This is a genomic window from Aureimonas sp. SK2, assembly GCF_029813115.1.
Lineage (GTDB): Bacteria > Pseudomonadota > Alphaproteobacteria > Rhizobiales > Rhizobiaceae > Aureimonas.
In genome coordinates, this window is record NZ_JAPZDS010000019.1 from 39,301 (window position 1) to 61,871 (window position 22,571).

Sequence of the window (22,571 nt, forward strand, 5' to 3'; positions counted from 1 at the left end):
CGCATTCCTTGACCTCCGAAGCGTATCGCGCGAAGGTTAAAGAATGGGGTCCGAAGTTCGGTCGTTACGGGTGTTCCCGGCGATCCGGTCACATGGCCCAGCGGCGGTGGAACCACATCCACTGGTCCGGATATTCCCGAACCCAGCGTTCGACCACATCGTTGAGTTGCTGGCAGCTTGCCCGTACGTCGATCTCCCCTGACGGCCCGCGCGCGAGATCCAGCCTCGGTTCCAGCGACAGGCGATAGCGGCCACCCGGCAGGCGCACGCAGCGCGCGGGATAGATGTCGCACTCGAACTTGCGTGCGAGCTTGGGCAGGAGCGGATTGGTGCGGCAAGGGCGCCCGAAGAAGGTCGTCGGCTCGCCGCGCTTGAACTTCTGGTCCACGAGCATGCCGACGTTGCCGCCGCGCTCCAGCGTACCGGCCAGCGCCCAGGCCGCACCGGCCTTTGAGGGAACGAGATGCCCGCCGCGCGTGCGGCGCGCCGACAGGACCTCGCGGGCGATGTAGCGGTTGTTGGGTTGGCGGAAGAGGGCGGTCAGCTCGATGCCGATGGCCGCGGCACAGATCGGCAGGAGCTCGAACGAACCGAGATGCGCCGTGAAGAAGATGATCGGCTTGGGGTTGTCGCGCAGTTCGAGGAAGACGTCGATCCCTTCCACCTCGACCATCCCGTCCGACGCATCCTTCGACGGATCGAAGTCGAAGATGTCGTCGAGGAACACGTACTCGGCCGCGATCCGTCCCATCTGACCCCAGTTCCGACGGGCGAGATCCTGAATGGCGGCCTCGTCCATATTGGGAAAGGCGAGGCGCAGGTTCTCCACCGCGACCCTGTGGCGGGACGTCTTGGGGCCGATCCATTGCGCGAGGCGATCGGCGAGGGCCAGACCCTTGCGGGCGGGAAAGCGCCGCAGGATGGCGAGCAGCCCGAACAGGGCCTGTGCGATCACCCAGTCGCGCGCCTGCCGCTGCCGCTTCCAGGCCTTTTCGAGGAGCCGTCCGCTCATGCCGCGAGGTCGCGGTCCACCCGCAGGACGATCTTGCCGAAGACCTGTCGCCCTTCCATTCGCTTCAGCGCGACGTCGATGTCGTCGAAGCCGACCTCCGTGTCGATCACCGGCCGCACCCAGCCGCGCGCCATCTTTTCCATGGCATCGGCCATGTTCTCCATGCGGCAGCCGAAGGAGCCGAGGAGCTTGAGCTGCTGCTGGAACAGCATCATGAGGTTGACTTCGGTCGAAACGCCGGAGGTCGAGCCGCAGGTGACGAGCCGTCCGCCGCGCTTCAGGCACAACATGGAACCGGCGAACGTGTCCTTGCCGACATGCTCGAACACGACGTCGACCCCCTTCTTCTTCGTCAGCTTGCGCACGACGCCCTCGAAGCGGTCGGACCGGTAGTTGATCACGTGATCGGCGCCGAGCGCCCGGGCCGGCTCGATCTTCTCGTCCGAGCCGACGGTGGTGATGACCGTCGCCCCGTGCCGCTTGGCGAGCTGGATGGCCGCCGTGCCGATCCCCGAGCCGCCGGCATGCACCAGGACGGTCTCGCCCGGCTGTAGCCTGGCGTTGTCGAACAGCATGTGCTCGACCGTGCCGAAGGTGACGGGCGCGAGCGCCGCTCCGACCGCGTCGCAACCCGGCGGGGCGGGGACGAGGAGGCGGGCGGGCAGGTTGATCCGCTCCTGCGCGAAGCCGTCGAGATGGAAGCCGTGGACGCCGCCGACATGCTCGCAGAGATTGTCGCGGCCCTCGCGGCAGGCATGGCAAAGGCCGCAGGTGCGTGCGCCGTAGATCGACACAAGCTGCCCCGGCACGAGGCCGGAGGTCCCGGCGCCCAGCGTCTCCACGATGCCGGAAGCCTCGGCCCCGATGGTCAGCGGCAACTTTCGCTTGGCGAAGGCCATGCCGCGCCAGCCCCAGACGTCGATGTGGTTCAGCGCGACGACCTGGATGCGAACCGTGACCTCGCCGGGGCCGGGGGCGCCGGGGGCCTCGACCTCGACGCTGCGCAGGTCTCGATCGGCGACGAGTTGCAAGGCTCGCATGGAAGCTCCTGGACGAACGGTCAGCGCGGCTCGCGGCCGAGAACGAGCGAGACGTTCTGGCCGCCGAAGCCGAAGGAATTGGAGAGGACGGCGGCCACATCCGCCGATCGCGCCGCGTTCGGCACGGTGTCGAGCGGGATGGCGGGGTCCGGCTGGGCGTAATTAATGGTCGGCGGCAGCACGCCCTCGCGCATCGACAGGATCGAGACCACGGCCTCGATCGCGCCGGCGGCCGTCAGCGTATGGCCGATCATCGACTTGTTCGACGAGATCGGCACCGAGCCGATCGCCTCGCCGAACACGGCGGCAAGGCCCGTGTATTCCATCCGGTCGTTTTCGGGCGTCGAGGTGCCGTGGGCGTTGATGTAGCCGATGTCGGCGGGCGTCAGGCCGGCATCCTCCAGCCCCGCGCGGATGGTGGAGATGATCGGCGAGCCGTCCGGCTTGGAGCGGGTGCGATGGAAATCGTCCGCCTGCTCGCCGATGCCGTGGACGACGCCGAGGATCGCGGCGCCGCGCGCGCGGGCCGAAGACAGCGACTCCAGCACCAGCGCGCCCGCCCCCTCGGCCATGACGAAGCCGTCGCGGTCCTTGGAGAAGGGCTTGGACGCTCGTTCGGGCACCTCGTTCTGGGTGGAGAGCGCCGACAGGAGCGAGAAGCGGATCAGCGCTTCCGCGCCGACCGAACCGTCGGTACCAATGGCGATGCAGCGGTCCGCATCGCCGCGCCGGATCGCCTCCAGCCCGAGTTGTATGGCGCTGGCCCCGGAGGCGCAGGCGGTGGAAAGCGTGATCGGCAGGCCGCGTGTGCCGAGCCGATCCGCGAGGCGCTCGGAGATGCCGCCGAACAGCGTCAGGTCGTAGATGTCGGCCGACCGGTTGGTGCGGGCGAGTTCCAGAAGGCGGTCATATCCGGCCTCCTCGCGGGCCTCGCCGGACATCTTGTCGAGCGCGAGGCGCTGCGACCATTCGAGCTCGATCGGCGGCGCCGCAAGGAAGAGCGGCGCGCCGAAGGCGCCAGGGTCGAGACCCGCCATCGCGATCGCCTCCGTGCCCGCCGCCTCGGCCAGCGCATAGGACAGAGCGATGCCGCTCCAGGGCTCGACATTCATGAAGTCCACCGTGCCCGCGATCGTGGTGCGCAGGTTGTCGGTGGGGAAGCGGGTGATGCGGTGGATGCCAGAGCGTCCGGCCGTGAGCGCCGCCCAGTTGTCGGCCACGCCGCGGCCCAGCGAGGACACCATGCCGACGCCCGTCACCGCAACGATCGGCCGGCCCTGAAAATCGAGATCGCGAGAAGCCATCAGTCCCATCCGTCCCGGGCCGTCCGGCCCATGCTCCGCCGGCGTCAGCGCGGCTCGATCGCCTCGACAAGGGCGACGCCTTCGCCCCGGACATGCCCGACTCCGGTGACCAGCGCCTGCGCCGGCGCGAACTCCGCCGGCCGCTCCTCGCCACCGGCCGCGGGCGCGGGCAGGCGGCCCATGGACAGGTGGATCGCGGCCAGGGCCACGCCCATCGGGAACTGCGCCTCCATGGCATGGCCGAGCGCGCTGCCGTAGGTGCGCAGCGCCGCCTGCGGAAAGCGCTGGCGCAGGAGCTCCAGCTCGGCCGCCGTCTCCGCCGCCAGACCCGTGGCGCCGGACAGGATCAGGAGCTCGTCGTCGCCCGCTGCGCTTTCGTCGATCAGGCGGCCGAGACGCTCGGCGAGGCGGGCGTCGCCCCTCGGTCCCCTGTCGCCGGCGACGAAGCGCAGCCGGCCGTAGGCGGTCGCTCCGCGCGCAGCGGCATGTTCGGCATCCTCCAGCACCAGGAAGGCGCCGGCGCTTCCCGGCACGAAGCCGGACCCGTCACCCCCGCGAGAGGGCACGGGCCGCCAGTCGCCCTCCAGAAGGAAGCCGCCGAGTTCGTAGTTGACGAGGAGATCCTTGCGGTCGGCCGAAAAGGCGCCGCCCACGAGGCAGATGCGGCTCTGCCCTGCCCGGATGCGGGCGGACGCCACCTGCACGGCGGAGATGCCGGCGCTTTCCTCGCCCATGAAGGTGCGTGAGGACCCCGTCACCTTGTGGACGATCGAGATATTGCCCGCCATCAGGTTGGAAAGCTGGGCGAGGAACAGCGTCGGGCGCAGTTCGCTCGACAGAAGCTCGTTCATGATCGGCCGCGGGTCGTCTTGACCCCGGGCGCGCGCCATGACCAGAGCGTCTACGCCGGGATCTCGCTCGCCGCCGCCGGCCGCCACGATCATGTCGACCCGGGCGCGCGTCGCCTCGTCCGGCGCCACCTCGGCATCGGCCAGCGCGAGACCGGCCGCGTAGACGCCGAGCTTCTGCCAGGTCTCCATCTGCCGCTGGTCCCCCTTCTTGGGGATCTGCAGCGACCAGTCGACCGGGGGCAGTGGATGCACGAAATGTCGTGTCGGCGCGACCTCTTCGAGGGTCGGCTGGACGCCTTCGGCGGCGGCGAGGCGGGAGACGTGCGTCTCGACCCCTTCGCCCAGCGATGAAACGAGACCGACACCGGTGATCAGCACGTCGCGCGCGGGTTGGTCCATCGTCGGTTCCGTCGAAAAGGAAGCGCGGGCGCCTGAGCGCCCGCGACGGGAATGGTCGGTCGTCGGCCGGACGCGGTCAGGCGGCCTTGGCGGCGCGCAGCTCGTCGATCTTGGCGCAGAGGTTCTTCATGACGAAGTACTCCTCCGTCGATGCCGCGCCCTCGTTGACCTGCTGCGTCCACTTCTCCAGCGGGATCTTGATGCCGAACTCCTTGTCGATCGCGAAGACGATGTCGAGGAAGTCGAGGGAATCGATCCCGAGATCGTCGATCGTATGGCTCTCGGGGGTGATCTGGTCGCGGTCGATCTCGCTCGTCTCGGCGATGATGTCGGCCACCCGGTCGAAGGTTGAAGACAAGGGATCTTCCTCGTAAATCTGTCAGATCGTTCGTGGGGCGAACCTATAGGCAATCCTTCAGGCTTTGCAAAGCGACGCAGCCCGCTCCACCCTTGCCCGATCTCTCGCCGAACAACGGCCCGGACCTCATGCGCCCTTATCTCCCGATCCGCTTCGCCGTTGCGCCCATGATCGACTGGACGGATCGGAATTGTCGTTACCTCCACCGGCGGCTGGCGCCCCATGCGCTGCTCTACACGGAGATGGTGGTGGCGGACGCCATCCTGCACGGCGACCGCGATCGGCTTCTCGGCTTCGATCCGGCCGAGCATCCCCTCGCGCTCCAGATCGGCGGATCGGACCCCGGCAAATTGGCTGAAGCCGCCCGGATCGGCGAGGCCTTCGGCTATGACGAGATCAATCTCAACGTCGGTTGCCCTTCGGACCGCGTCCAGTCCGGGGCCTTCGGCGCCTGCCTGATGCGCGAACCGGCGCTGGTCGGCCGGTGCCTCTCGGCGATGCGCGAGGCGGTGTCCGTCCCTGTAACGGTGAAGTGCCGCATCGGGGTGGACGAGCAGGATCCCAAGCCCGCACTCGACGCGGTCGCCGACGCGGCGGTGGATGCGGGCGTCTCCGCCATCTGGGTCCACGCCCGTAAGGCCTGGCTTCAGGGACTGAGCCCGAAGGAGAACCGCGAGATCCCGCCGCTCGACTATGACCGGGTGTATCGCTTGAAGGCGCGCCTGCCCGGCATGTTCGTCGGCCTGAACGGCGGCCTTGCGACGGTCGAAGCCGCCGCTGCACATCTCACCCGTGTCGACGGGGTGATGATGGGGCGCGGCGCCTATCAGAATCCATCGGACCTCGCGCATGTCGCGTCGCTGATCCACGGCGAGCCGCCGGAGCCGATCGACTACGGCGCCGTGATCGACGACATGGTGTCCTATGCCGGGCGCCACATGGCGGCCGGCGGGCGCCTGTCCAACGTCACGCGCCACATGATCGGCCTGTTCACCGGCCAGCCCGGCGCGCGCCGCTGGCGCCAGATCCTGTCGGAGCGCGCGGTGCGGCCGGGCGCGACGCCCGAACTGATTCGCGAGGCCTTTGCGGAGGTCCGCCTCGATTCCCCGGCCGAAGCTGCGGCCTGACGCGGGACGACGATCCATGGATTGGGCCGAAGTCGGCACATTGGTCGCTCTCCTGGCGGCCGGCGCGCTCCTGTCCGGTTTCCTTGCCGGGCTGCTCGGGATCGGAGGCGGGGCCGTCACCGTGCCCGTTCTCTACCAGGTGCTGACGGTGCTCGACGTCGCGCCGGACAACCGGATGCAGATCGCGGTCGGCACCTCGCTCGCGCTGATCATCCCGACCTCGATCCGTTCGCTCCGGGCGCACATGGCGCGCGGCGCGGTGGATACGGTGCTGCTGAAGCAGTGGATCGTCACCGTTCCGCTCGGCGCTGTCCTCGGCGGGGCCGTAGCGAACCTTCTGCCTTCGGAGGTGCTGGAGGCGATCTTCGCGGCGATCGCGCTGGTGCTCGGGGTGCGCATGCTGATCGGCCGGCTGCCCTTCATGCTCGGCAGCGACCTGCCGGGGCGCGTCGGGCGAACCGTTGCGGGACTCGTGATCGGAGCGCTGTCGGCCATCATGGGCATCGGCGGCGGCGTCCTGAACAACACCTTCATGACGCTCTACGGCCGCTCGATGCATCAGGCCGTGGCGACGTCGGCGGGCGTCGGCGTCCTGATCGCCGTTCCCGGCGTCGTACCCTTCTTGGTCGGGGGCTGGGGCCATTCCGGCCTGCCACCCTTCAACCTCGGCAATGTCAGTCTGGCGGCGCTGGCGATCCTGATCCCGCTCTCGATGCCGACCGTGAGGCTCGGCGCCACGCTGGCGCATCGGCTGACCAAGCGTCAGTTGGAGGTCGGCTTCGGCCTCTTCCTTCTCACGGTCTCGATCCGGTTCATGATCGGAGCCTTGTGATCCGTCGTCAGTCGGAGAGGATCATCCTGTCGCCCCGGAAGTCGAGCGAGGACAGGGTTCCGAGGAAGCTCATGCCGAGAAGGTTGACGCCGATCCCCTCGCCCTGGGTGACGACGGCGGGCACGCGCCTCCGCTCGATGGAGCCGATCCGCACCGTATCCAGGGTGACGGGCGCCGCCACGGTATCGCCGTTGGCGGTGCGGATGCGGGCGGTGTAGCGCAAGGATCCGAGATCGATGCCGGCCGCCGCGGCCGTGGCACGGTCGATGGCAATGAGGCTCGCGCCGGTATCCACCAGAAAGGGCACGCGGCGTCCGTTCACCTCGGCATCCACGGAAAAGTGGTTGCCGCCACCGCGCGCCACCATGACCTGCCCGTCCGGGCCGCCCATGGTCGCGGTGCGGCCGGGCACCAGCACGGCCATCATCCGGTCGCCTACGGCGCGAAACTCCGGCCCGAATGCATAGGCGCCGATCAGCACGGCGAAGGCGACGATCCAGATCGCGGCGCTCTTGGCGGCCTGCCCCCAGCGCCCGCGAAAGGCGATCAGGAGGCTCGATCCGAGAAGCGTCGTCCAAAGACCCATGTACACCAGCGACGCGAAGGCGTCGTCCCGGAGGCCCAGGACCTGTCCGCCGCCGAAGGTGAGGGCGAGAATCGCGAGGCCGATGACGGCCAGAAGGATGACCAGGACGGTGCCCGAGCGCATCTCAGCGTCCTCCATCGGTGTGAAGCCGCAGCCGCTCGCCGAGCTCACCCATGATGGCGAGGCGCGCCGGCTCCGAAAGGCCGGACCAGGCGGCGATCTCCGGCAGCGTGCGGCCGCAGCCGATGCAGAGTGCGCCCGCACCGTCGAGGGTACAGACATCGACGCAAGGGGAGGAGAGGGCGGCGGGCGAAACGGTCATGAAGAGGAGATAAGTCGCGGCCACGCCCGCCGCAACGCACCCTCGCGGCGACGTGTCCGAGGCTGTCAGGGGAGATCGGCAAGCGCTGGCATCACCTCGAGGACGCGGGCGTGCGGGAAGGTCGCGAGCGCCTCCGTTCCGGCGCCCGGTTCGGAGTTCAGCTCGAACGTGCCGTTGTGGAGGCTGACCAGCGCCTGGACGATCGGCAGGCCGAGGCCCGTGCCCTGCTCGGCGCTCTTGATCGCGTTGGAGCCCTGTCCGAACGAGGACAGGACGAGCGACATCTCCTCCTTGGGGATGCCCGGCCCGTTGTCGCGCACGGAGACATACTGCCCGCCGCCGGCCGTCCAGCCGACGCGGACCAGGATCCGGCCCGCCGGTGGCGTGAACTTCACGGCGTTGGACAGGAGGTTGAGGATCACCTGGCGCAACGAGCGCGGGTCGCCCCAGAGCTGCGGCAGGTCCTTTTCGAACTCGGCCCGGACCTCGATCCGTTTGGTTTCGGCCTTCATCTGCACGAAGCCGATCGCGGCCTGGGCGATGGCGACGAGACTCACCGCCTCCTCGTTCAGCGTGTATCGGCCCGCCTCGACGCGCGAAAGGTCCAGGATCTCGTTGATGAGGTCGAGGAGATGCTGGCCGGAATTGTGGATGTCGCGCGCATAGTCGCGGTAGGTTTCGTTGCCGACGGGCCCCAGGATCTCCTCGCTGATCACTTCCGAAAAGCCGAGGATCGCATTGAGCGGCGTGCGCAATTCGTGGCTCATGGTCGCCAGGAACTGCGACTTGGCGAGGTTCGCCTCTTCCGCGCGCTGACGGGCCTGGTCGGAAGCGATGCGGGCTGCCTCGATCTCGAAGGTGAACTGGTCGCGCTCGGTGCGATGGCGCACCCGTGCGGTCTTGGAGGTGCGAAGCCGCTCCGCCACCACCGAGAAGAACGGAACCGCCGCCAGAAGCACGCCGTGCAGGGCGAAGCGGGCGGTATCGTCGGCCGTCGCCGCGAGATAGGCGAGTGCGAGGAGGAGCGGGCCGAAGCTCCACGGAACCACCGCCCGGAGGCCCGCGCCGACCAGCGCGACGGTCGCGATGGCCGAGGCGGCAAGGGCGAACTGAACGGCGTCCATGGTCTGGAAGCCGCAGCTCCCGCAGGACCCCCACAGGAGGAGGACGGCCCAGGGGAGCCCCAGCGCCAGATGCGCCATCTGGAACCGGCGGCGCCACGCAAAGGCGGTCACGATCGACGGCGCGGCCTTCTCGAAGGCGCGAAGCACCAGCACGAGCGGTAGCGCCATGATCAGGTTCAGGCCAAGCCAGGCAAGCATGATCGAGGGCGCCGACCACGCGAACGCCGCGCCCGCCGCGCCGACGAGGACGGCCAGGAAGGGCAGGCCCGCGGCGACGTTGTCGACATGCTCCCGCAGGAGCTCCAGCTCGATTCGCGGCGGCATGCCGCCGGCCGAGGTCAGCTTGTCGCGCGTGCGCCGGAGCGTGCGCGCCAGTTCCACGCGATGACCCTGCCCTCCGCGGGGCAGGGCCGTCTTGTCCATGGATGGCGGGGCGGCAAGCGACATGGAAACGGTTCGGGCAAGGGTGGCATGCAGTCGTTCGGCACCATCCTGTTGCGGAAAACTTAAAGAATTGGCTTAAGAAACCGCGAAAGATCGCGGATGCGCGAGCGGAGGGCGGCGAGGGGCGGCCCGGACGATCCGCTCGCGGGGAAAGGGGCTCGGCGTGGACAGACTCGACAAGAAGATCCTGCGGCTGCTGCAGGAAGATGCGACGCTGGCGGTGGCCGACGTCGCCAAGCGCGTCGGGCTTTCCACCACGCCCTGCTGGCGCCGGATCCAGAAGCTGGAAGAGGAGGGCGTCATCGTCCGCCGCGTCGCGGTGCTCGATCCGGTGAAGGTCAACGCGCGGGTGACGGTGTTCGTGTCGGTGCGGACCGGCTCCCATTCGGTCGAATGGCTTCGCCGGTTTTCCGAGGTGGTGCAGGAGTTTCCCGAGGTCATCGAGTTCTACCGCATGAGCGGCGACGTCGACTATCTCCTGCGCGTCGTCGTGCCCGACATCGCTGCCTACGATGCCTTCTACAAGCGGCTGATCGCCAAGATCGAAATCCGCGACGTGTCGTCGGCCTTCGCCATGGAGCAGATCAAGTACACGACCGAGCTGCCGCTCGACTTCCTCGTCCTCGACAAGGAGCAGCAGCGGGAGAGCTGAGCCCTCCCGCCGCGCTTCGCCTCAGCGGTTGAGGCGCGCGAGCAGCGAGGACGTGTCCCAGCGCTTGCCGCCCATGCCCTCGACCTCGGCATAGAACTGGTCGATCAGGGCCGTCGCCGGCAGCGAGGCGCCGTTGCGCCGGGCCTCGGCGAGGCAGATGCCGAGGTCCTTGCGCATCCATTCCACCGCGAAACCGAAGTCGTAGCGCCCCTCGTTCATGGTCTTGTGGCGGTTCTCCATCTGCCAGGAGCCCGCCGCGCCCTTGGAGATGACCTCCACGACCTTGACGATGTCGAGCCCGGCCTTCTGGCCGAAATGCACCGCTTCCGACAGGCCCTGCACGAGGCCGGCGATGCAGATCTGGTTCATCATCTTGGTAAGCTGGCCGGAGCCCGCCGGACCCATCAGCCCGATCATGCGCGAATAGGCCTCGATGGCCGGCCGGGCGGCCTCGAACGTCTCCGCCTCGCCGCCCACCATCACGGTCAGGACGCCGTTCTCGGCGCCGGCCTGGCCCCCGGATACCGGCGCGTCGAGGAAGCGCTTGCCTTCGGCCTTTAGGGCGGCTTCCAGCTCACGCGCGAGCTCGGCCGAAGCGGTGGTGTGATCGACGAGGATGGCCCCGGCCTTCATGCCGGCCATGGCCCCGTTCTCCCCGTAGATCACGGAGCGCACATCGTCGTCGTTGCCGACGCACACGAACACGATGTCGGCCCCGGCGGCCGCCTCGCGCGGGGTCGGTGCGCTTCGCCCGCCATGCGCCGCCTCCCAGGCCTTCGCCTTGGCAGGATTGCGATTAAAGACCGTGACGTCGTGGCCCTTGGCGGCGAGATGCCCCGCCATCGGGAAGCCCATGACGCCAAGGCCGATGAAGCTGGTTGCAACCATTTGGGAAATCCCCTCGTTCTCGTGCGTGCTATCGAACGGCTGTGCCCGGAAACCTGCACAGCGAATCGCACCGGTGACATGCAGTATGGTGTAGACGGTGCCGGGCTGCATGGTCGCCCGCGATGCCGGAGCCTTTAAAACCGCATTCGTCGGCTGTCGGCATTGGAGGGATGCGCGATCTTGGGAATAGGCGAGAACCCTGACCCGGCCGTCGGCTTGCCCGCCCGCCCCCTGCATCCGGAGGAGCGCCGCAGGGGGCGCCCGACCCGGGACGCGGCCGCGAGCCTGTCGAGCGCTATCCTGGAGATCGCCTTTCACCAGTTCATGTCCGCCGGATATGCCGCCACCAGCATGGATTCGGTGGCGGCCGAGGCCCGCGTCTCCAAGCGTACGCTCGACGACCGTTTTCCGTCCAAGATGCGGCTCTTCGAGGCCGCGCTGCGCCAGCAGGCGGTTCTGGACTGCCGGGAACTCGGCCGGTTCGAGACGCATCCCGGCCCCGTCGCGGACCTCCTCCTGGAGATGGGCGAATGGCTTCTGGCCCATGCGCTCGACCGCCGTCAGGTGTCGCTCTACCGACTGCTGATGGCCGAAGGGCATCGCATGCCCGAACTCTCGCGGTACTCGGACGAGCAGGTGATCGAGCCGGTGATCGCCACGCTGTCGCGCGTGTTCGCCCGAGCGGTCGAGCGGGGAGAACTGGTGGATCTTCCGCCCGTGTTCCTGGCCCAGCAGTTCCTTCAGGCCGTCTGCGGTCACGAAGTCCGCGAGCGCGTTCTGGGGGCGCGCCGGACCGAGGGGGACGCGGTCCTGAAGTCGCGCATGCGCGATGCGATCAAGCTGTTCGGCGCCGGCGCGCTCCGGCAGAAGGCCAGTGGTCCCGGCTTGCGCGGCTGACGGCTCGCGGCTGCGATGGTCGTTCCCGCCGTCGGCGATCAGCGCGTCAGATGCCGGGTCAGGCGCCGTTCGGCGAGGTTGGTCAGGCGGCGAACGATTTCGACCAGAACGAGATAGAAGACGGCCGCCCAGACGTAGGTCTGGAAGTCGAAGCTGCGCGAAAAGGCGCGGCGCGTTTCGCCGAAGAGGTCGAACACGCTGATGATGGCGACGATGGCCGAGGCCTTCACCATCAGGATGAACTCGTTGGCATAGGGCCGTAGCGCGACGATCAGAGCCTGCGGCACGATCACCCGGCGGATCGTCACGCTTCGCGGCAGGGCGAGCGCCCGGGCGCCTTCCCACTGGCCCTGGCCGACGCTCTGGATCGCGCCGCGAAGGATTTCGGCCTGATAGGCGGCCGTGTTCAACGAAAGCGCGAAGATCGCGCAGTACCAGGCGTCGCGGAAGAACCACCAGAGGCCGACCGCCTCGAATTGGGCGCGGAAGCTGCCGAAGCCGTAGTAGATCAGGAAGATCTGCGCGATGAGCGGCGTGCCGCGGAAGAACGAGACATAGGAGAAGGCCGCGCCGCGTGCGAATGTGTTGCGGGCCATACGCCCTGCGGCGATCGGCACCGACAGAAGCGCGCCCACGGCATAGGAGAGGGTGACGAGCGACAGCGTCGTCCACAGGCCCCTGAGGTAGGCGGGGCCGTAGGTCTGGACGAGCTGCGGGTTCCGGGCCGTCGCGAGGTAGACGAGGAGCGCGAGGCCTGCGGCGGCCCAGAGGCCGAGGGTCAGGATGCCGAAGAGGCCGGGGCGGCGCTGAACGGCCGGCGGGGGCAAGGCGCTCATCGGACCACCTCGCCGCGCTTGGTCCAGAGTTCGACTCGCCGCAGCCCCACCGCCGAGATCAGGGTGAGGACGAGATAGAGGGCGCAGGCGAGGCCGAAGAAGAAGAAGGGCTCGCGCGTCACGCGCGCGGCGACGCCCGTCTCGCGCATGATGTCGGCGAGGCCGATCACCGAGACCAGCGCGGTATCTTTCAGGAGGTTGAGCCAGACGTTGGACAGGCCCGGCAGGCTGATGCGCAGGAGCTGCGGCAGGATCACGAGGCCGAGGATGCGCCGATGCGGCAGGCCGAGCGCCCGCGCCCCTTCCCACTGGCCGTTCGGGATCGCCCGGAAGGCGGACAGGAACACTTCCGAGGAATAGGCGGCGAAGACGAGGCCGAGTGCGACCATGCCGGAGACGAAGCTCGACAGCGTCCACTGCCCGAGGCCGAGCGCGGCGGTCGCGGCGTTCAGGAGGTTCTGGCCGCCGTAATAGACGAGGAAGAGCGTCAGGAGCTCGGGCAGGCCGCGGAAGATGGTCGTGTAGATGTCGGCGGAAAGGCGCAGCGCCGGATCCTCTCCCCGCTTGGCGAGCGCCAGCGCGAGGCCGAGCAGGAGGCCGAAGGGAAGCGTCGCCAGGGCGAGCGAGACGGTGACGAGCGCACCGCGGGCGATCTCGTCGCCCCAGCCGGTGTCACCGAAGGCGAGAAGCGGAAAATAGTCCATTGACCGATCGCGATCCGCCGACACCGGTTGGCCGAAGCGGCCGGCATGCGCTCAAGGGTGCGTGCCGGCCGCGGTTTCATCGCGGCGTCAGCCGCCGTAGACGTCGAACTTGAAGTACTTGTCGTTGATCGTCTTGTAGACGCCGTTTTCGCGGATCGCCACGATCGCGTCGTCGAACATCTTCTTGAGCTTCTCGTCACCCTTGCGCAGTGCGATGCCGGCGCCGGGTCCGTAGATCGCCTCGTCCACGGGCAGCGTGCCGAGAAGCTTGCAGCAGGCGCCGGCCGGGCTTTCCAGCCATTGCGTCAGCACCACGACATCGTCGCTGACCGCGTCGAGGCGGCCGTTCTCGATGTCGAGCTTGTACTCCTCGGCGGTCGGATAGACGCGCACGTCGGCATCCGGGAAGAAGGTCTGGACGGCCTGGGCGTGGGTCGTGGAGCCCTGCGCGCCGATCGTCTTGCCCGAAAGCGAAGCGGCGCTGGTGTCGGCAATGGTCGAGTCCTTCGGCACGGCCAGTGCGCCCGGCGAGTTGTAGTACTTGTTGGTGAACAGCACCTGCTGCGAGCGTTCCGGCGTGATCGACATGGACGCGATGATGGCGTCGAAGCGATTGTTCTGGAGCGCCGGGATCATGCCGTCCCAGTCCTGCGTCACGAAGGTGCACTTCACCTTCATCTGCTCGCAGAGCGCGTTGGCGATGTCGATGTCGAAACCGAGGAGCTGTCCCGAGGCGTCGAGATAGTTGAACGGCGGATAGGCGCCCTCCGAGCCGATGCGCACTTCCGTCCAGGTCTTGTTCGCATCGCCCTCCTGGGCGCTGGCGGGACTGGCGACGAAGGTGACGAGCGCGGCGGCTGCGAGGAGCTTCTGAATCAGTGTCATGAGCCGATGTGTCCTGCCGATGCAAAAGAATGCATGCCTGCGATATAGGCTTGCGCGTTGGAAAGCTGATGTTGCCGTTTCCGTCCATTTTGGCAACCCGCCGCCGGTCGCCCTGCCGGATCATCCCCCGAAAAGGGCCGTGCGGCGGGCGACGGCGAGATCGTCCGGCGTGTTGACGTTGAAGAAGGGATCGCCCGCCGGCGCCCCGGCCGCGGCGGGAAAGGCCACGACGACGACCCGGAACTCGCGCATGACGGACCGAAGCGACGGGGCCGCGGCGGCGTCGAGACGCAGAGCGGCGAGATGCCGAAGCGCGTCGTGGGGCCAGAGCGCGCAGACGGGATGAAGACTGTCCTCGAAGGCAGCGACGCGCAACTCGTCCGGCGTTGCTCCATCCGCGAGACGCGGGACGAAGTCCTCCGGCAGGAAGGGCGTGTCGGCCGGCGCGCTGACGAGTCGCGCATGCGGTTCGCCGCCGGCGAGCGCATGGAGCGCGCCGGCCTGCAGACCGGCCAGCGGGCCGGCATGGCCGGGCGCCTCGTCGACGATCGTGCGGACGCCGAGATCCCCATAGAGGTCGGGACGGTCCGTCGCGACGAGGAGCGGCGAGACGAAGGGGTGGAGGCGGTCCGCAACGCGGCGCACCATGCTCTTCCCTCCAATCTCCAGAAGCGGCTTCGGGCGGTCGAGCCCCATGCGCGAGGATCGGCCTCCTGCCAGGATCAGGCCGAAGAGGGGGGGCTCGCCGGGGCTCATGCCACCGGCGCGGCGGGACGCTTCCGCGTCTCGCGATGGAGCGTGTAGAGCCCGCTGCCCACCACGATCAGAGAACCGAAGGTCTCGCGCATCGTCGGCCGCTCGCCGAAGGCCACGATGCCGAGGAGGATCGAGAACAGGAGGATCGTGTAGCGGAAGGGCGCGACGACGCTCATCTCGCCGGTCCGCACGGCCGCGACGATCAGCGCGTATCCACAGGCCAGCGTCACCGATGCGCAGACGAGGACGACCCAGACCGAGCCGGAAATCGGCTGCCAGCCCACCACGGGCAGAAAGGTGAAGCCGGTCAGCGTGACCGCCACCGACGTGACCAGCGCGATCTGCGGCGACGACAGGCCGGGCGGCATCTTGCGGGTGGCGAGGTCGCGCATCGCCGCGAAGACGACGGAGGCGAGTACCCAAAGGCCGTAGAGGTTGAAGCCCTCCGCGCCGGGCGCAAGGATGATGAGCACGCCAACGAAACCGACGGCGACGGCCGCCCATCTCCGCCAGCCGATCTTTTCTCCCAGGAACAGGAACGCGCCCAGCGTGATGGTGAGCGGCAAAGCCTGAAAGATCGCCGACGTGTTGGCGAGCGGCAGATGCTGCAGGGCGTTGAGATAGGAGAGGGTGGTGCAGATGTCCGCGAAGGCGCGCACGAGAACCGATGGCTCGCGAAGAACGCCGAAGGACAGGGGCGCCCGACGCCATTTGGCGAAAAGGAACAGGAGAAGCGAGGCCATCACGCCGCGCACCGCCATGATCTGCACGGGCTCGATCGACTGCGTGGCGAGCTTCGTCAGCATGTCGTTGGTGGCGAAGGTCGCCATCGACAGCGTCATGAGGAGGCTGGCCTGCCCGTTGGCGCCGAGCGCGGCGAAGCGGAAGGGAATCTGCGGCACGATGCGTCGCCTGGAAATCGTCCGGGGGACGTAGCCGATCGGGGAGCGCTTTGCGAGACGAAGTTTCCGGTTCGCCTCATGAAAAAGGTCCCGAAACCGCGGGGTTCCGGGACCTTTCCCATGGACCGTTAGGTCATTAACGGTAATAGCCGCGATCGCGCTGGCGACCCATGTCGCGTCCGACCAGAGCGCCGGCCGTGCCGCCTGCCAGACCGCCGATGACGGCGCCGCCCGAGCCGCCGATCGCGTTGCCGATCACGGCACCGCCCGTGCCGCCGATCACGGCGCCGCCGACGGTGCGCTCCGTCGTGGTGCAGCCCGCCATCGTCAGCGTCGCGGCACCGAGTACCATCGCGGTCTTCTAGGTAGACGTCATGTCGTTTCTCCAGTCCTCAACAAAGGATTACTGCCGCGACAATGTGGGACGCTCGGATCGGTTCCCGGGCACGCGTTCAGCCGCCGGTCACGCTCATGTGTCGGGACACGCTGGGCCGGCTCGTGGCGCGATCGATGACGAAATCGTGCCCCTTGGGCTTGCGCGCGATCGCGGCGTCGATGGCCCGATGCAGCGCCTCGTCGCCCTCGCTGGCGCGCATCACGGAGCGCAGGTCCGCCGCGTCCTCCTGGCCGAGGCACATGAACAGCGTGCCGGTGCAGGTCAGGCGCACGCGGTTGCAGCCCTCGCAAAAATTGTGCGTCATCGGCGTAATGAAACCGAGCTTGCCGCCGGTCTCGGCCACCGAGACGTAACGCGCCGGGCCGCCGGTCCGCTCGGGCAGGTCGGTCAGGGTGAACTCGCGCGACAGGCGCTCGCGCACCACGCTGAGCGGCAGGTAGCGGTCCGTACGATCCTCGTCGATCTCGCCGAGCGGCATGGTCTCGATCAGCGTGAGGTCCATGTCCTGCCCGTGCGCCCAGCGCACCATCTCGGACAGCTCGTCCTCGTTGACGCCTTTCAGCGCGACCGCGTTCAGCTTGATGCGGATGCCCGAATCCTGCGCGGCGCGTATGCCGTCCATCACCGCGCCGAACTCGCCGCGCCGGGTGATCCGGCGGAAGCGGTCCGGGTCCATCGTGTCGAGCGACACGTTGATGCGTTTCACGCCGCAGTCCGCCAGCTCCGCCGCGAAGCGCGCGAGCTGCGACCCGTTGGTGGTCAGCGTCAGTTCCTGGAGGTCGCCGGTTTCGAGGTGGCGGGACAGGCGGCGGACGAGCTGCATGAGATTGCGCCGCACCAGCGGCTCGCCGCCCGTCAGCCGAAGCCGACGCACGCCGCGCTCGATAAAGGCGCTGGACACGCGATCGAGCTCTTCCAGGGTCAGGAGGTCGCGCTTGGGCAGGAACTGCATGTCCTCGGCCATGCAGTAGACGCAGCGGAAGTCGCACCGGTCCGTGACGGAGACGCGCAGATAGGTGACGCGGCGGCCGAAGGGATCGACCAGCCCCGCCTTGGGCGGCGCGGCGCGTTGGACGCTGGGGATGTCGAGCATGTCGCCGGGCGGCCGGGCCGCCCCCTTCTCGTTGCCGTGCCTTGCGAATGTGGCTCCGGGGGTGCAAGGGGTCAACCCGAACCCCCGCCCAGAAGGAGCGTTTTCCATGGCCGGAGAGGAAAGCCTCGCGCCCGAACAGATCGCCGTGTCGCGCGACCGGCGTCTCCTGACCCTGCGCTATGCGGACGGGCGCAGCGTCGAGCTGACGGCCGAGATGCTGCGCGTCCTGTCGCCCTCGGCCGAGGTCCAGGGTCATTCGCCGGAGCAGCGGGTGACGGTCGCGGGCAAGAGCGCCGTCTCGGTCGCGGACGTTCGGCCCGTCGGGCACTATGCCGTGCGCATCGTCTTCGACGACGGGCACGATTCGGGCCTCTACACCTGGCCCTATCTCGCGAAGCTCGGGGCCGAGAAGGACGCGCTGTGGCAGGCGCATCTGGCGGAACTCGCCGCCAAGGGCCTTGGCCGCTGAGGGCCTATCAGGCGCCGGGCGGGGAGGGGACGAAGGGCGGCAGGCGTTCGAAGGCGGACTTCAGAGCGTCCGACCAGCCGTCCGAGATCTTGCGATAATAGGGATCGCGGTCGTCGAAGCGCTGGCGGAAGCCGGCCTGCAGGCTGTCGGTCTCGTAGACCTGGGCGTCGATCGGCAGACCGACCGAAAGGTTCGACTTGATCGTGGAATCGAAGGACACGAGCAGCAGCTTCACCGCATCCTCCAGAAGCATCTCGGACTCGTAGGTCCGCACCAGGATCGGACGGCCGTATTTGTGTTCGCCGATCTGGAAGAACGGGTTGTCCGGTCCCGCCTCGATGAAGTTGCCCTCGGGGTAGATCATGAAGAGGCGGGGCTGGCCGCCGGCGATCTGGCCACCGAGGATGAAACTGCCGGAGAAGCGGCCGCTGGCTTCCTGGCCGGAATCGGCCGTGTAGGAGATCACCTCGCGCAGCGTCTCGCCCACGAGCTTGGCCGTCTGGAACATGGAGGGCTGCGACAGGAGCGCCGACTTGCGCTGCGTCGGCGCGAGGCACCGCTCCTCGAGCAGCGAGATCGTCGACTGGGTGGTGGCGAGGTTGCCGGCGCTCAGCAGGCACAGGAAGCGGTCGCCCGGCACGTTCCAGGTGCGCATCTTGGTGACGACCGAAATGTTGTCGATGCCCGCATTGGTGCGCGTGTCGGACATGAAGACGAGACCACGCTTCAACAGAAGCCCGACGCAATAGGTCACGTTGCTCTCCCCGCCATCGACGCCGCGCCCGGCGCAGTCTCAATCCTCGGACCGAAACCCTATTCCCGCCCGACGCGACCGCGGCAAGGGGGCAAGCCAAACTTCCCCCGAGTGCGGCTTTCGGGACGCAGGAGCGCCCCGACGGCGTGCGGACGTTCAGGAGTGGAAGCTGTAGGAGCGGGCGATCTCGTTGGAGAGACGGTTGTTCTCGACGATCAGCGTTTCCAGGAACTCGTGCAGCCCGCCGTCGATGATCTCCTTGACCGACCGGTTTTCCAGGCGGGCCGCGATGGCTCGCGCCGTCGCGTGGCATTCGTGCTCGACGCCGTAGGCGCGGGCGAGGAAATCGAGGCTGTCGTTGATGCAGCGATAGGAATAGGCGAGCGAACGGGGCATGCGCTTGTTGAGGAGCAGGAAGTCGATGATGTCGACCGCCCGAAAGTCCGCGTCGTACTCCCAGGCGTAGGAACGCAGGGCCGAAACCGAGCGCAGGATCGAGCCCCACTGATAGTTGTCGAGCGAGGAGCCGACGGAGGAGTGCTCGGGCAGGAGCACCCAGTATTTCACGTCGAGGATGCGCGCGGTGTTGTCGGCGCGCTCGACGAAGGTCCCGAGATTGCAGAAGTCGAAGATCGTGTTGCGCAGCATCGTGCCGTAGAAGGTGCCGCGGATCAGCGCCGTGCGGGCCTTCACGAGGTCGAGCACGGCCGGCAGGTCCTCCACCGGCTGCGACAGGCGCTGGCGCAGGAGCATCCAGCTCTCGTTCAGCGCTTCCCAGGTCTCGCGGGTGAGAGCGGTGCGGACCATTCGCCCGTTGGTGCGCGCGACGCCCATCGAGGAGAGGACGCTGGAGGGGTTTTCGAGGTCCCGCAGCATGTAGTCGATGATGTGATCGGGATCGAACTCCGGGTACTTCGCGAGATAGCCGCTTTCGACGCCGGCCGAGACCAGGACCGATTGCCACTCGTCGGGCTCGGACGACAGGTTGGTTAGGGACAGGCGGAGGCCCGCGTCCAGGAGCCGGGCCATGTTCTCGGCGCGCTCGATATAGCGCTGCATCCAGAAGAGGCCGTTGGCGGTGCGTCCGAGAAGGGGCATGGGCGGTGGTGTTTCCCTGAAAGGCTGCGCGTCGGGCGGATGGGGAAGGGCCTCGTCAGTCCTCCAGAACCCAGGTGTCCTTGGTGCCGCCGCCCTGGCTGGAGTTCACGACGAGCGACCCTTCGGTGAGCGCGACGCGCGTCAGGCCGCCGGGGATGATCTTTACTGTGTCGGAGACGAGCACGAAGGGCCGGAGATCGACGTGGCGCGGCGCGAGGCCCTTTTCCGTCAGGATGGGCACGGTGGAGAGCGCCAGCGTCGGCTGGGCGATGTAGTTGCCCGGCCGCTCGCGCAGCTTGGCCGCGAAGGCCTCGCGCTCGGCCTTGGAGGCGGCCGGGCCGACCAGCATGCCGTAGCCGCCCGAGCCGTGGACCTCCTTTACGACCAGTTCCTCCAGGTGCTCCAGCACGTAGGCGAGGCTGTCCGCCTCGGCGCAGCGCCAAGTCGGCACGTTCTCCAGGATCGCCTTGCGCCCCGTGTAGAACTCGACGATGGCCGGCATGTAGGAGTAGATCGCCTTGTCGTCGGAGATGCCCGTGCCCGGCGCGTTGGCGATGGTGATGCCGCCGTTGCGGTAGACGTCCATGATGCCGGGCACGCCGAGCAGCGATTCCGGCTTGAAGGTGAGCGGGTCGAGATAGGCGTCGTCCACCCGCCGGTAGAGGACGTCGATCGGCAGATAGCCCTCGGTGGTGCGCATCGCGATGCGCCCGTCGATCAGCTTGAGGTCGGAGCCCTCCACCAGCTCGACGCCCATCTGGTCGGCCAGGAAGGCGTGCTCGTAGTAGGCGGAGTTGTGGATGCCGGGCGTCAGGATCGCGACGCGCGGCACGCCCGTCGTGGCGGCCGGCGCCGTCGCCTGGAGCGAACGGCGCAGGTGCCGCGGATAGGTCTCGACCGGGCGCACGCGGTTCTGCGCGAACAGCTCGGGAAACATCTGCATCATCGTTTCCCGGTTCTCGATCATGTAGGACACGCCGGACGGCGTCCGGGCGTTGTCCTCCAGGACGTAGAACTGGTTCTCGGCGGTGCGCACGATGTCGACGCCGATGATATGGGTATAGACGCCGCCCGGCGGACGAAAGCCCACCATCTGCGGGATGAAGGCCTCGTTGCCCTCGATCAGGCGTTTCGGGACGATGCCGGCCTTCACGATCTCCTGATCGTGGTAGATGTCGTCGAGAAAGGCGTTGAGTCCGCGCACCCGCTGCTCGATGCCCTCGGCCAACGCCGACCACTCGGCGCCCGAGATGATCCGCGGCACGAGGTCGAACGGAATGAGCCGCTCGGCGGCTTCTTCCTTGCCGTAGACGTTGAAGGTGATGCCGGTGCGGCGGAAGAAGCTTTCGGCCTCGCCCGCCTTGGCCGCGAGCGTGGCGGGGACTTGCTTTTCATACCAGGACTGAAAGCGACGATAGGGAGCGCGGACACCGTCGCTGCCGTTGAGCATTTCGTCGAATCCAGCCAAGCGTGATCTCCTCGCTGCTTTGCAGCATCAGAATGCGCGAAACTGGCAAGATTCCAAGATGCCTCGGGGCCTCGATGCGATATTCTCTTTCCGATGTCGGGGGATGGTGAAGACGTATGGGCGGCCCTACGACGGGGCATCGCGACGGATGTGACAGTGCGGCAAGGGGGTTGGGTCGGATGAGCAAGGCGACGGAGGAGGCTTCGGCCCGTCTGGACGACGCGGCGCGCGCCGGTTGGCTCTACTACATCGCGGGCAATACGCAGGAGGAGATCGCGGCCAAGCTCGGCATCTCGCGCCAGGGCGCGCAGCGGCTGGTCTCGCTGTCCGTGTCGGCCGGTCTCGTGAAAGTGCGCATCGACCATCCGATCGCCGCCTGCCTCGAGCTTGCGCGGCGGCTGACCGAACGGTTCGGCCTGCGCTCCGCCGAGGTCGTCCCGTCCGACGAGGCCTCACCCTCTACCACTCTCGGCATCGCGGAAGCCTGCGCCGCGCGGCTGGAGCGCGCGCTGCTCAGCGCCGAACCGCTGGTGATCGGGGTCGGCACCGGGCGGACCCTGCGCGCGGCGGTGGAGAACCTGCCGCGCATGCGCTGCCCGCAGCACCGTCTCGTCTCGCTGACCGGAAACATCGCCCCGGACGGCTCAGCGGCGATCTACAACGTCATCTTCTCGCTGGCCGACAAGATCGACGCGCCGCACTACCCGATGCCGCTGCCGGTCGTGGCCTCCTCGCCGGAGGAGCGCGCGCTCCTGCATCAACAGAAGGTCGTCCAGGCCTCGCTGGAGCTGGCGCGCGAGGCCGACATCGCCTTTGTCGGCATCGGCGAAGTCGGCCCTCAGGCCCAGCTCCTGATGGACCGCTTCATCTCCGAGACGGAGCGCGACGAGCTCGTGGCGACCGGCGGGATCGGAGAGGTCGTCGGCTGGGTCTACGATTCGGACGGCCGGATCCTCGACTGTTCCTTCAACAAGCGCGTGGTCAGTCCGGCCTTTCCCTTGAGCGCGGGCACCGATGTCATCGGCGTCGCCATGGGGGCGTCGAAACGCGACAGCATCCTCGCGGCTCTCAAGGGCGGCCTCGTCGGCGGCCTGATCACCGACGAGATGACGGCTGTCGCCTTGCTCGACGCCTCCGCCGCCTAGATCGAGGGGGAGGGGGCTCCGCCGCCTGTGTCCCACGGCTCGCTGCACTGCAGCGCGTGAATCATTTGACATCGTCCGGCGCGTGGTGAGAATTTGCTCGGGACTTGGGTATTTGCCCACAGGGGCTTGGGAGGCTTCGAATCATGAACCAACGGTTTTGGATCGCGGGCGCGATGGCGCTCGGCGTGACGGTCGCCATGCCGGCCTATGCGCAGACCACGCTGACGA

Annotated in this window: 25 protein-coding genes; 6 read left to right on the forward strand and 19 right to left on the reverse strand. The window is 68.0% G+C overall.

From position 1 onward, the window contains the following. Positions 1-88: 88 nt before the first annotated feature. The 5 genes from O5O54_RS19320 to O5O54_RS19340 all read right to left on the reverse strand — a co-directional run bounded on the left by O5O54_RS19320 (position 89) and on the right by O5O54_RS19340 (position 4,964). Positions 89-1,012 carry a lipid A biosynthesis lauroyl acyltransferase gene (locus tag O5O54_RS19320; protein WP_279483485.1) on the reverse strand — a complete coding sequence of 308 codons (924 nt, stop codon included), beginning with the start codon at positions 1,010-1,012 and terminating at the stop codon, positions 89-91. Then, a complete protein-coding gene (locus O5O54_RS19325; protein WP_279483486.1) occupies positions 1,009-2,052 on the reverse strand; it encodes a zinc-binding dehydrogenase in 1,044 nt (347 codons plus the stop codon). Before O5O54_RS19325 ends, O5O54_RS19320 begins: the two co-directional genes overlap by 4 nt. A gap of 20 nt (positions 2,053-2,072) precedes the next feature. Then, entirely contained in the window at positions 2,073-3,356 is a 1,284-nt protein-coding gene (locus tag O5O54_RS19330; protein WP_279483487.1) for a beta-ketoacyl-ACP synthase, read from the reverse strand. A gap of 44 nt (positions 3,357-3,400) precedes the next feature. Further along, on the reverse strand, positions 3,401-4,606 hold the full coding sequence (locus tag O5O54_RS19335; protein ID WP_279483488.1) for a beta-ketoacyl-ACP synthase: 1,206 nt from the start codon (positions 4,604-4,606) through the stop codon (positions 3,401-3,403). Positions 4,607-4,682: 76 nt separating this feature from the next. Then, positions 4,683-4,964, reverse strand: a complete 282-nt coding sequence (locus O5O54_RS19340; RefSeq protein WP_279483489.1) for an acyl carrier protein — start codon at positions 4,962-4,964, stop codon at positions 4,683-4,685. 128 nt (positions 4,965-5,092) lie between these two features. Between O5O54_RS19340 and dusA the strand changes: the two genes are divergently transcribed. Together dusA and O5O54_RS19350 are read left to right on the forward strand one after the other, a co-directional pair. Then, the gene (dusA, locus tag O5O54_RS19345; protein ID WP_279483490.1) at positions 5,093-6,091 is read left to right on the forward strand and encodes a tRNA dihydrouridine(20/20a) synthase DusA; all 999 of its coding nucleotides are present in this window, start codon (positions 5,093-5,095) and stop codon (positions 6,089-6,091) included. A gap of 16 nt (positions 6,092-6,107) precedes the next feature. Continuing rightward, positions 6,108-6,923, forward strand: coding sequence for a sulfite exporter TauE/SafE family protein (locus tag O5O54_RS19350; protein WP_279483491.1), 816 nt, complete (start codon positions 6,108-6,110; stop codon positions 6,921-6,923). 7 nt (positions 6,924-6,930) lie between these two features. Here the strand turns inward: O5O54_RS19350 and O5O54_RS19355 are convergent, their stop codons facing one another. Genes O5O54_RS19355 through O5O54_RS19365 form a run of 3 tightly spaced genes read right to left on the reverse strand, consistent with a single transcriptional unit; the run spans position 6,931 to position 9,402 of the window. Further along, entirely contained in the window at positions 6,931-7,632 is a 702-nt protein-coding gene (locus O5O54_RS19355; RefSeq protein ID WP_279483492.1) for a TIGR02281 family clan AA aspartic protease, read from the reverse strand. A gap of 1 nt (position 7,633) precedes the next feature. Next, a complete protein-coding gene (locus O5O54_RS19360; protein WP_407061734.1) occupies positions 7,634-7,855 on the reverse strand; it encodes a DUF1289 domain-containing protein in 222 nt (73 codons plus the stop codon). 41 nt (positions 7,856-7,896) lie between these two features. Then, on the reverse strand, positions 7,897-9,402 hold the full coding sequence (locus O5O54_RS19365; protein WP_279483493.1) for a HAMP domain-containing sensor histidine kinase: 1,506 nt from the start codon (positions 9,400-9,402) through the stop codon (positions 7,897-7,899). A 160-nt stretch (positions 9,403-9,562) separates the two neighbouring features. On the opposite strand from O5O54_RS19365, the gene O5O54_RS19370 reads away from it, so the two are divergent. Beyond that, positions 9,563-10,051: an Lrp/AsnC family transcriptional regulator gene (locus O5O54_RS19370; protein ID WP_279483494.1), complete on the forward strand. Its 489-nt coding sequence runs from the start codon at positions 9,563-9,565 to the stop codon at positions 10,049-10,051. Between the two features lie 21 nt (positions 10,052-10,072). Here O5O54_RS19370 and O5O54_RS19375 read toward each other — a convergent pair whose 3' ends face one another. Beyond that, on the reverse strand, positions 10,073-10,939 hold the full coding sequence (locus tag O5O54_RS19375) for an NAD(P)-dependent oxidoreductase (protein ID WP_279483495.1): 867 nt from the start codon (positions 10,937-10,939) through the stop codon (positions 10,073-10,075). A gap of 180 nt (positions 10,940-11,119) precedes the next feature. Between O5O54_RS19375 and O5O54_RS19380 the strand changes: the two genes are divergently transcribed. Next, positions 11,120-11,836 (forward strand): TetR/AcrR family transcriptional regulator, encoded by a 717-nt coding sequence (locus O5O54_RS19380; RefSeq protein WP_279483496.1) that lies wholly within the window; start codon positions 11,120-11,122, stop codon positions 11,834-11,836. A 38-nt stretch (positions 11,837-11,874) separates the two neighbouring features. Here O5O54_RS19380 and O5O54_RS19385 read toward each other — a convergent pair whose 3' ends face one another. The 7 genes from O5O54_RS19385 to moaA all read right to left on the reverse strand — a co-directional run bounded on the left by O5O54_RS19385 (position 11,875) and on the right by moaA (position 17,409). After that, positions 11,875-12,672 (reverse strand): ABC transporter permease, encoded by a 798-nt coding sequence (locus O5O54_RS19385; RefSeq protein ID WP_279483497.1) that lies wholly within the window; start codon positions 12,670-12,672, stop codon positions 11,875-11,877. Continuing rightward, complete coding sequence (locus tag O5O54_RS19390) at positions 12,669-13,376, reverse strand: ABC transporter permease (RefSeq protein WP_279483498.1); 708 nt, start codon at positions 13,374-13,376, stop codon at positions 12,669-12,671. The genes O5O54_RS19385 and O5O54_RS19390 overlap by 4 nt, the downstream gene beginning before the upstream one ends. Positions 13,377-13,463: 87 nt before the next feature. After that, positions 13,464-14,261: an ABC transporter substrate-binding protein gene (locus tag O5O54_RS19395; RefSeq protein ID WP_279483499.1), complete on the reverse strand. Its 798-nt coding sequence runs from the start codon at positions 14,259-14,261 to the stop codon at positions 13,464-13,466. 120 nt (positions 14,262-14,381) lie between these two features. Further along, positions 14,382-15,017, reverse strand: coding sequence for a molybdenum cofactor guanylyltransferase (locus O5O54_RS19400; protein WP_279483500.1), 636 nt, complete (start codon positions 15,015-15,017; stop codon positions 14,382-14,384). Beyond that, complete coding sequence (locus O5O54_RS19405) at positions 15,014-15,919, reverse strand: DMT family transporter (RefSeq protein WP_279483501.1); 906 nt, start codon at positions 15,917-15,919, stop codon at positions 15,014-15,016. Before O5O54_RS19405 ends, O5O54_RS19400 begins: the two co-directional genes overlap by 4 nt. 136 nt (positions 15,920-16,055) lie before the next feature. Continuing rightward, the gene (locus O5O54_RS19410; protein WP_279483502.1) at positions 16,056-16,271 is read right to left on the reverse strand and encodes a YMGG-like glycine zipper-containing protein; all 216 of its coding nucleotides are present in this window, start codon (positions 16,269-16,271) and stop codon (positions 16,056-16,058) included. A gap of 100 nt (positions 16,272-16,371) precedes the next feature. Next, positions 16,372-17,409 carry a GTP 3',8-cyclase MoaA gene (gene moaA / locus O5O54_RS19415; RefSeq protein WP_279483503.1) on the reverse strand — a complete coding sequence of 346 codons (1,038 nt, stop codon included), beginning with the start codon at positions 17,407-17,409 and terminating at the stop codon, positions 16,372-16,374. A 106-nt stretch (positions 17,410-17,515) separates the two neighbouring features. On the opposite strand from moaA, the gene O5O54_RS19420 reads away from it, so the two are divergent. Further along, positions 17,516-17,878 (forward strand): DUF971 domain-containing protein, encoded by a 363-nt coding sequence (locus tag O5O54_RS19420; protein ID WP_279483504.1) that lies wholly within the window; start codon positions 17,516-17,518, stop codon positions 17,876-17,878. Between the two features lie 7 nt (positions 17,879-17,885). Here the strand turns inward: O5O54_RS19420 and O5O54_RS19425 are convergent, their stop codons facing one another. The 3 genes from O5O54_RS19425 to O5O54_RS19435 all read right to left on the reverse strand — a co-directional run bounded on the left by O5O54_RS19425 (position 17,886) and on the right by O5O54_RS19435 (position 21,180). Then, positions 17,886-18,632, reverse strand: coding sequence for a proteasome-type protease (locus tag O5O54_RS19425; RefSeq protein ID WP_279483505.1), 747 nt, complete (start codon positions 18,630-18,632; stop codon positions 17,886-17,888). 156 nt (positions 18,633-18,788) lie between these two features. Then, entirely contained in the window at positions 18,789-19,730 is a 942-nt protein-coding gene (locus O5O54_RS19430) for an alpha-E domain-containing protein (protein ID WP_279483506.1), read from the reverse strand. Between the two features lie 55 nt (positions 19,731-19,785). Continuing rightward, positions 19,786-21,180, reverse strand: coding sequence for a circularly permuted type 2 ATP-grasp protein (locus O5O54_RS19435; RefSeq protein WP_279483512.1), 1,395 nt, complete (start codon positions 21,178-21,180; stop codon positions 19,786-19,788). A 197-nt stretch (positions 21,181-21,377) separates the two neighbouring features. Here O5O54_RS19435 and O5O54_RS19440 point away from each other — a divergent pair, with 197 nt between their 5' ends. Beyond that, positions 21,378-22,343, forward strand: coding sequence for a sugar-binding transcriptional regulator (locus tag O5O54_RS19440; RefSeq protein ID WP_279483507.1), 966 nt, complete (start codon positions 21,378-21,380; stop codon positions 22,341-22,343). Positions 22,344-22,571: the final 228 nt, after the last annotated feature.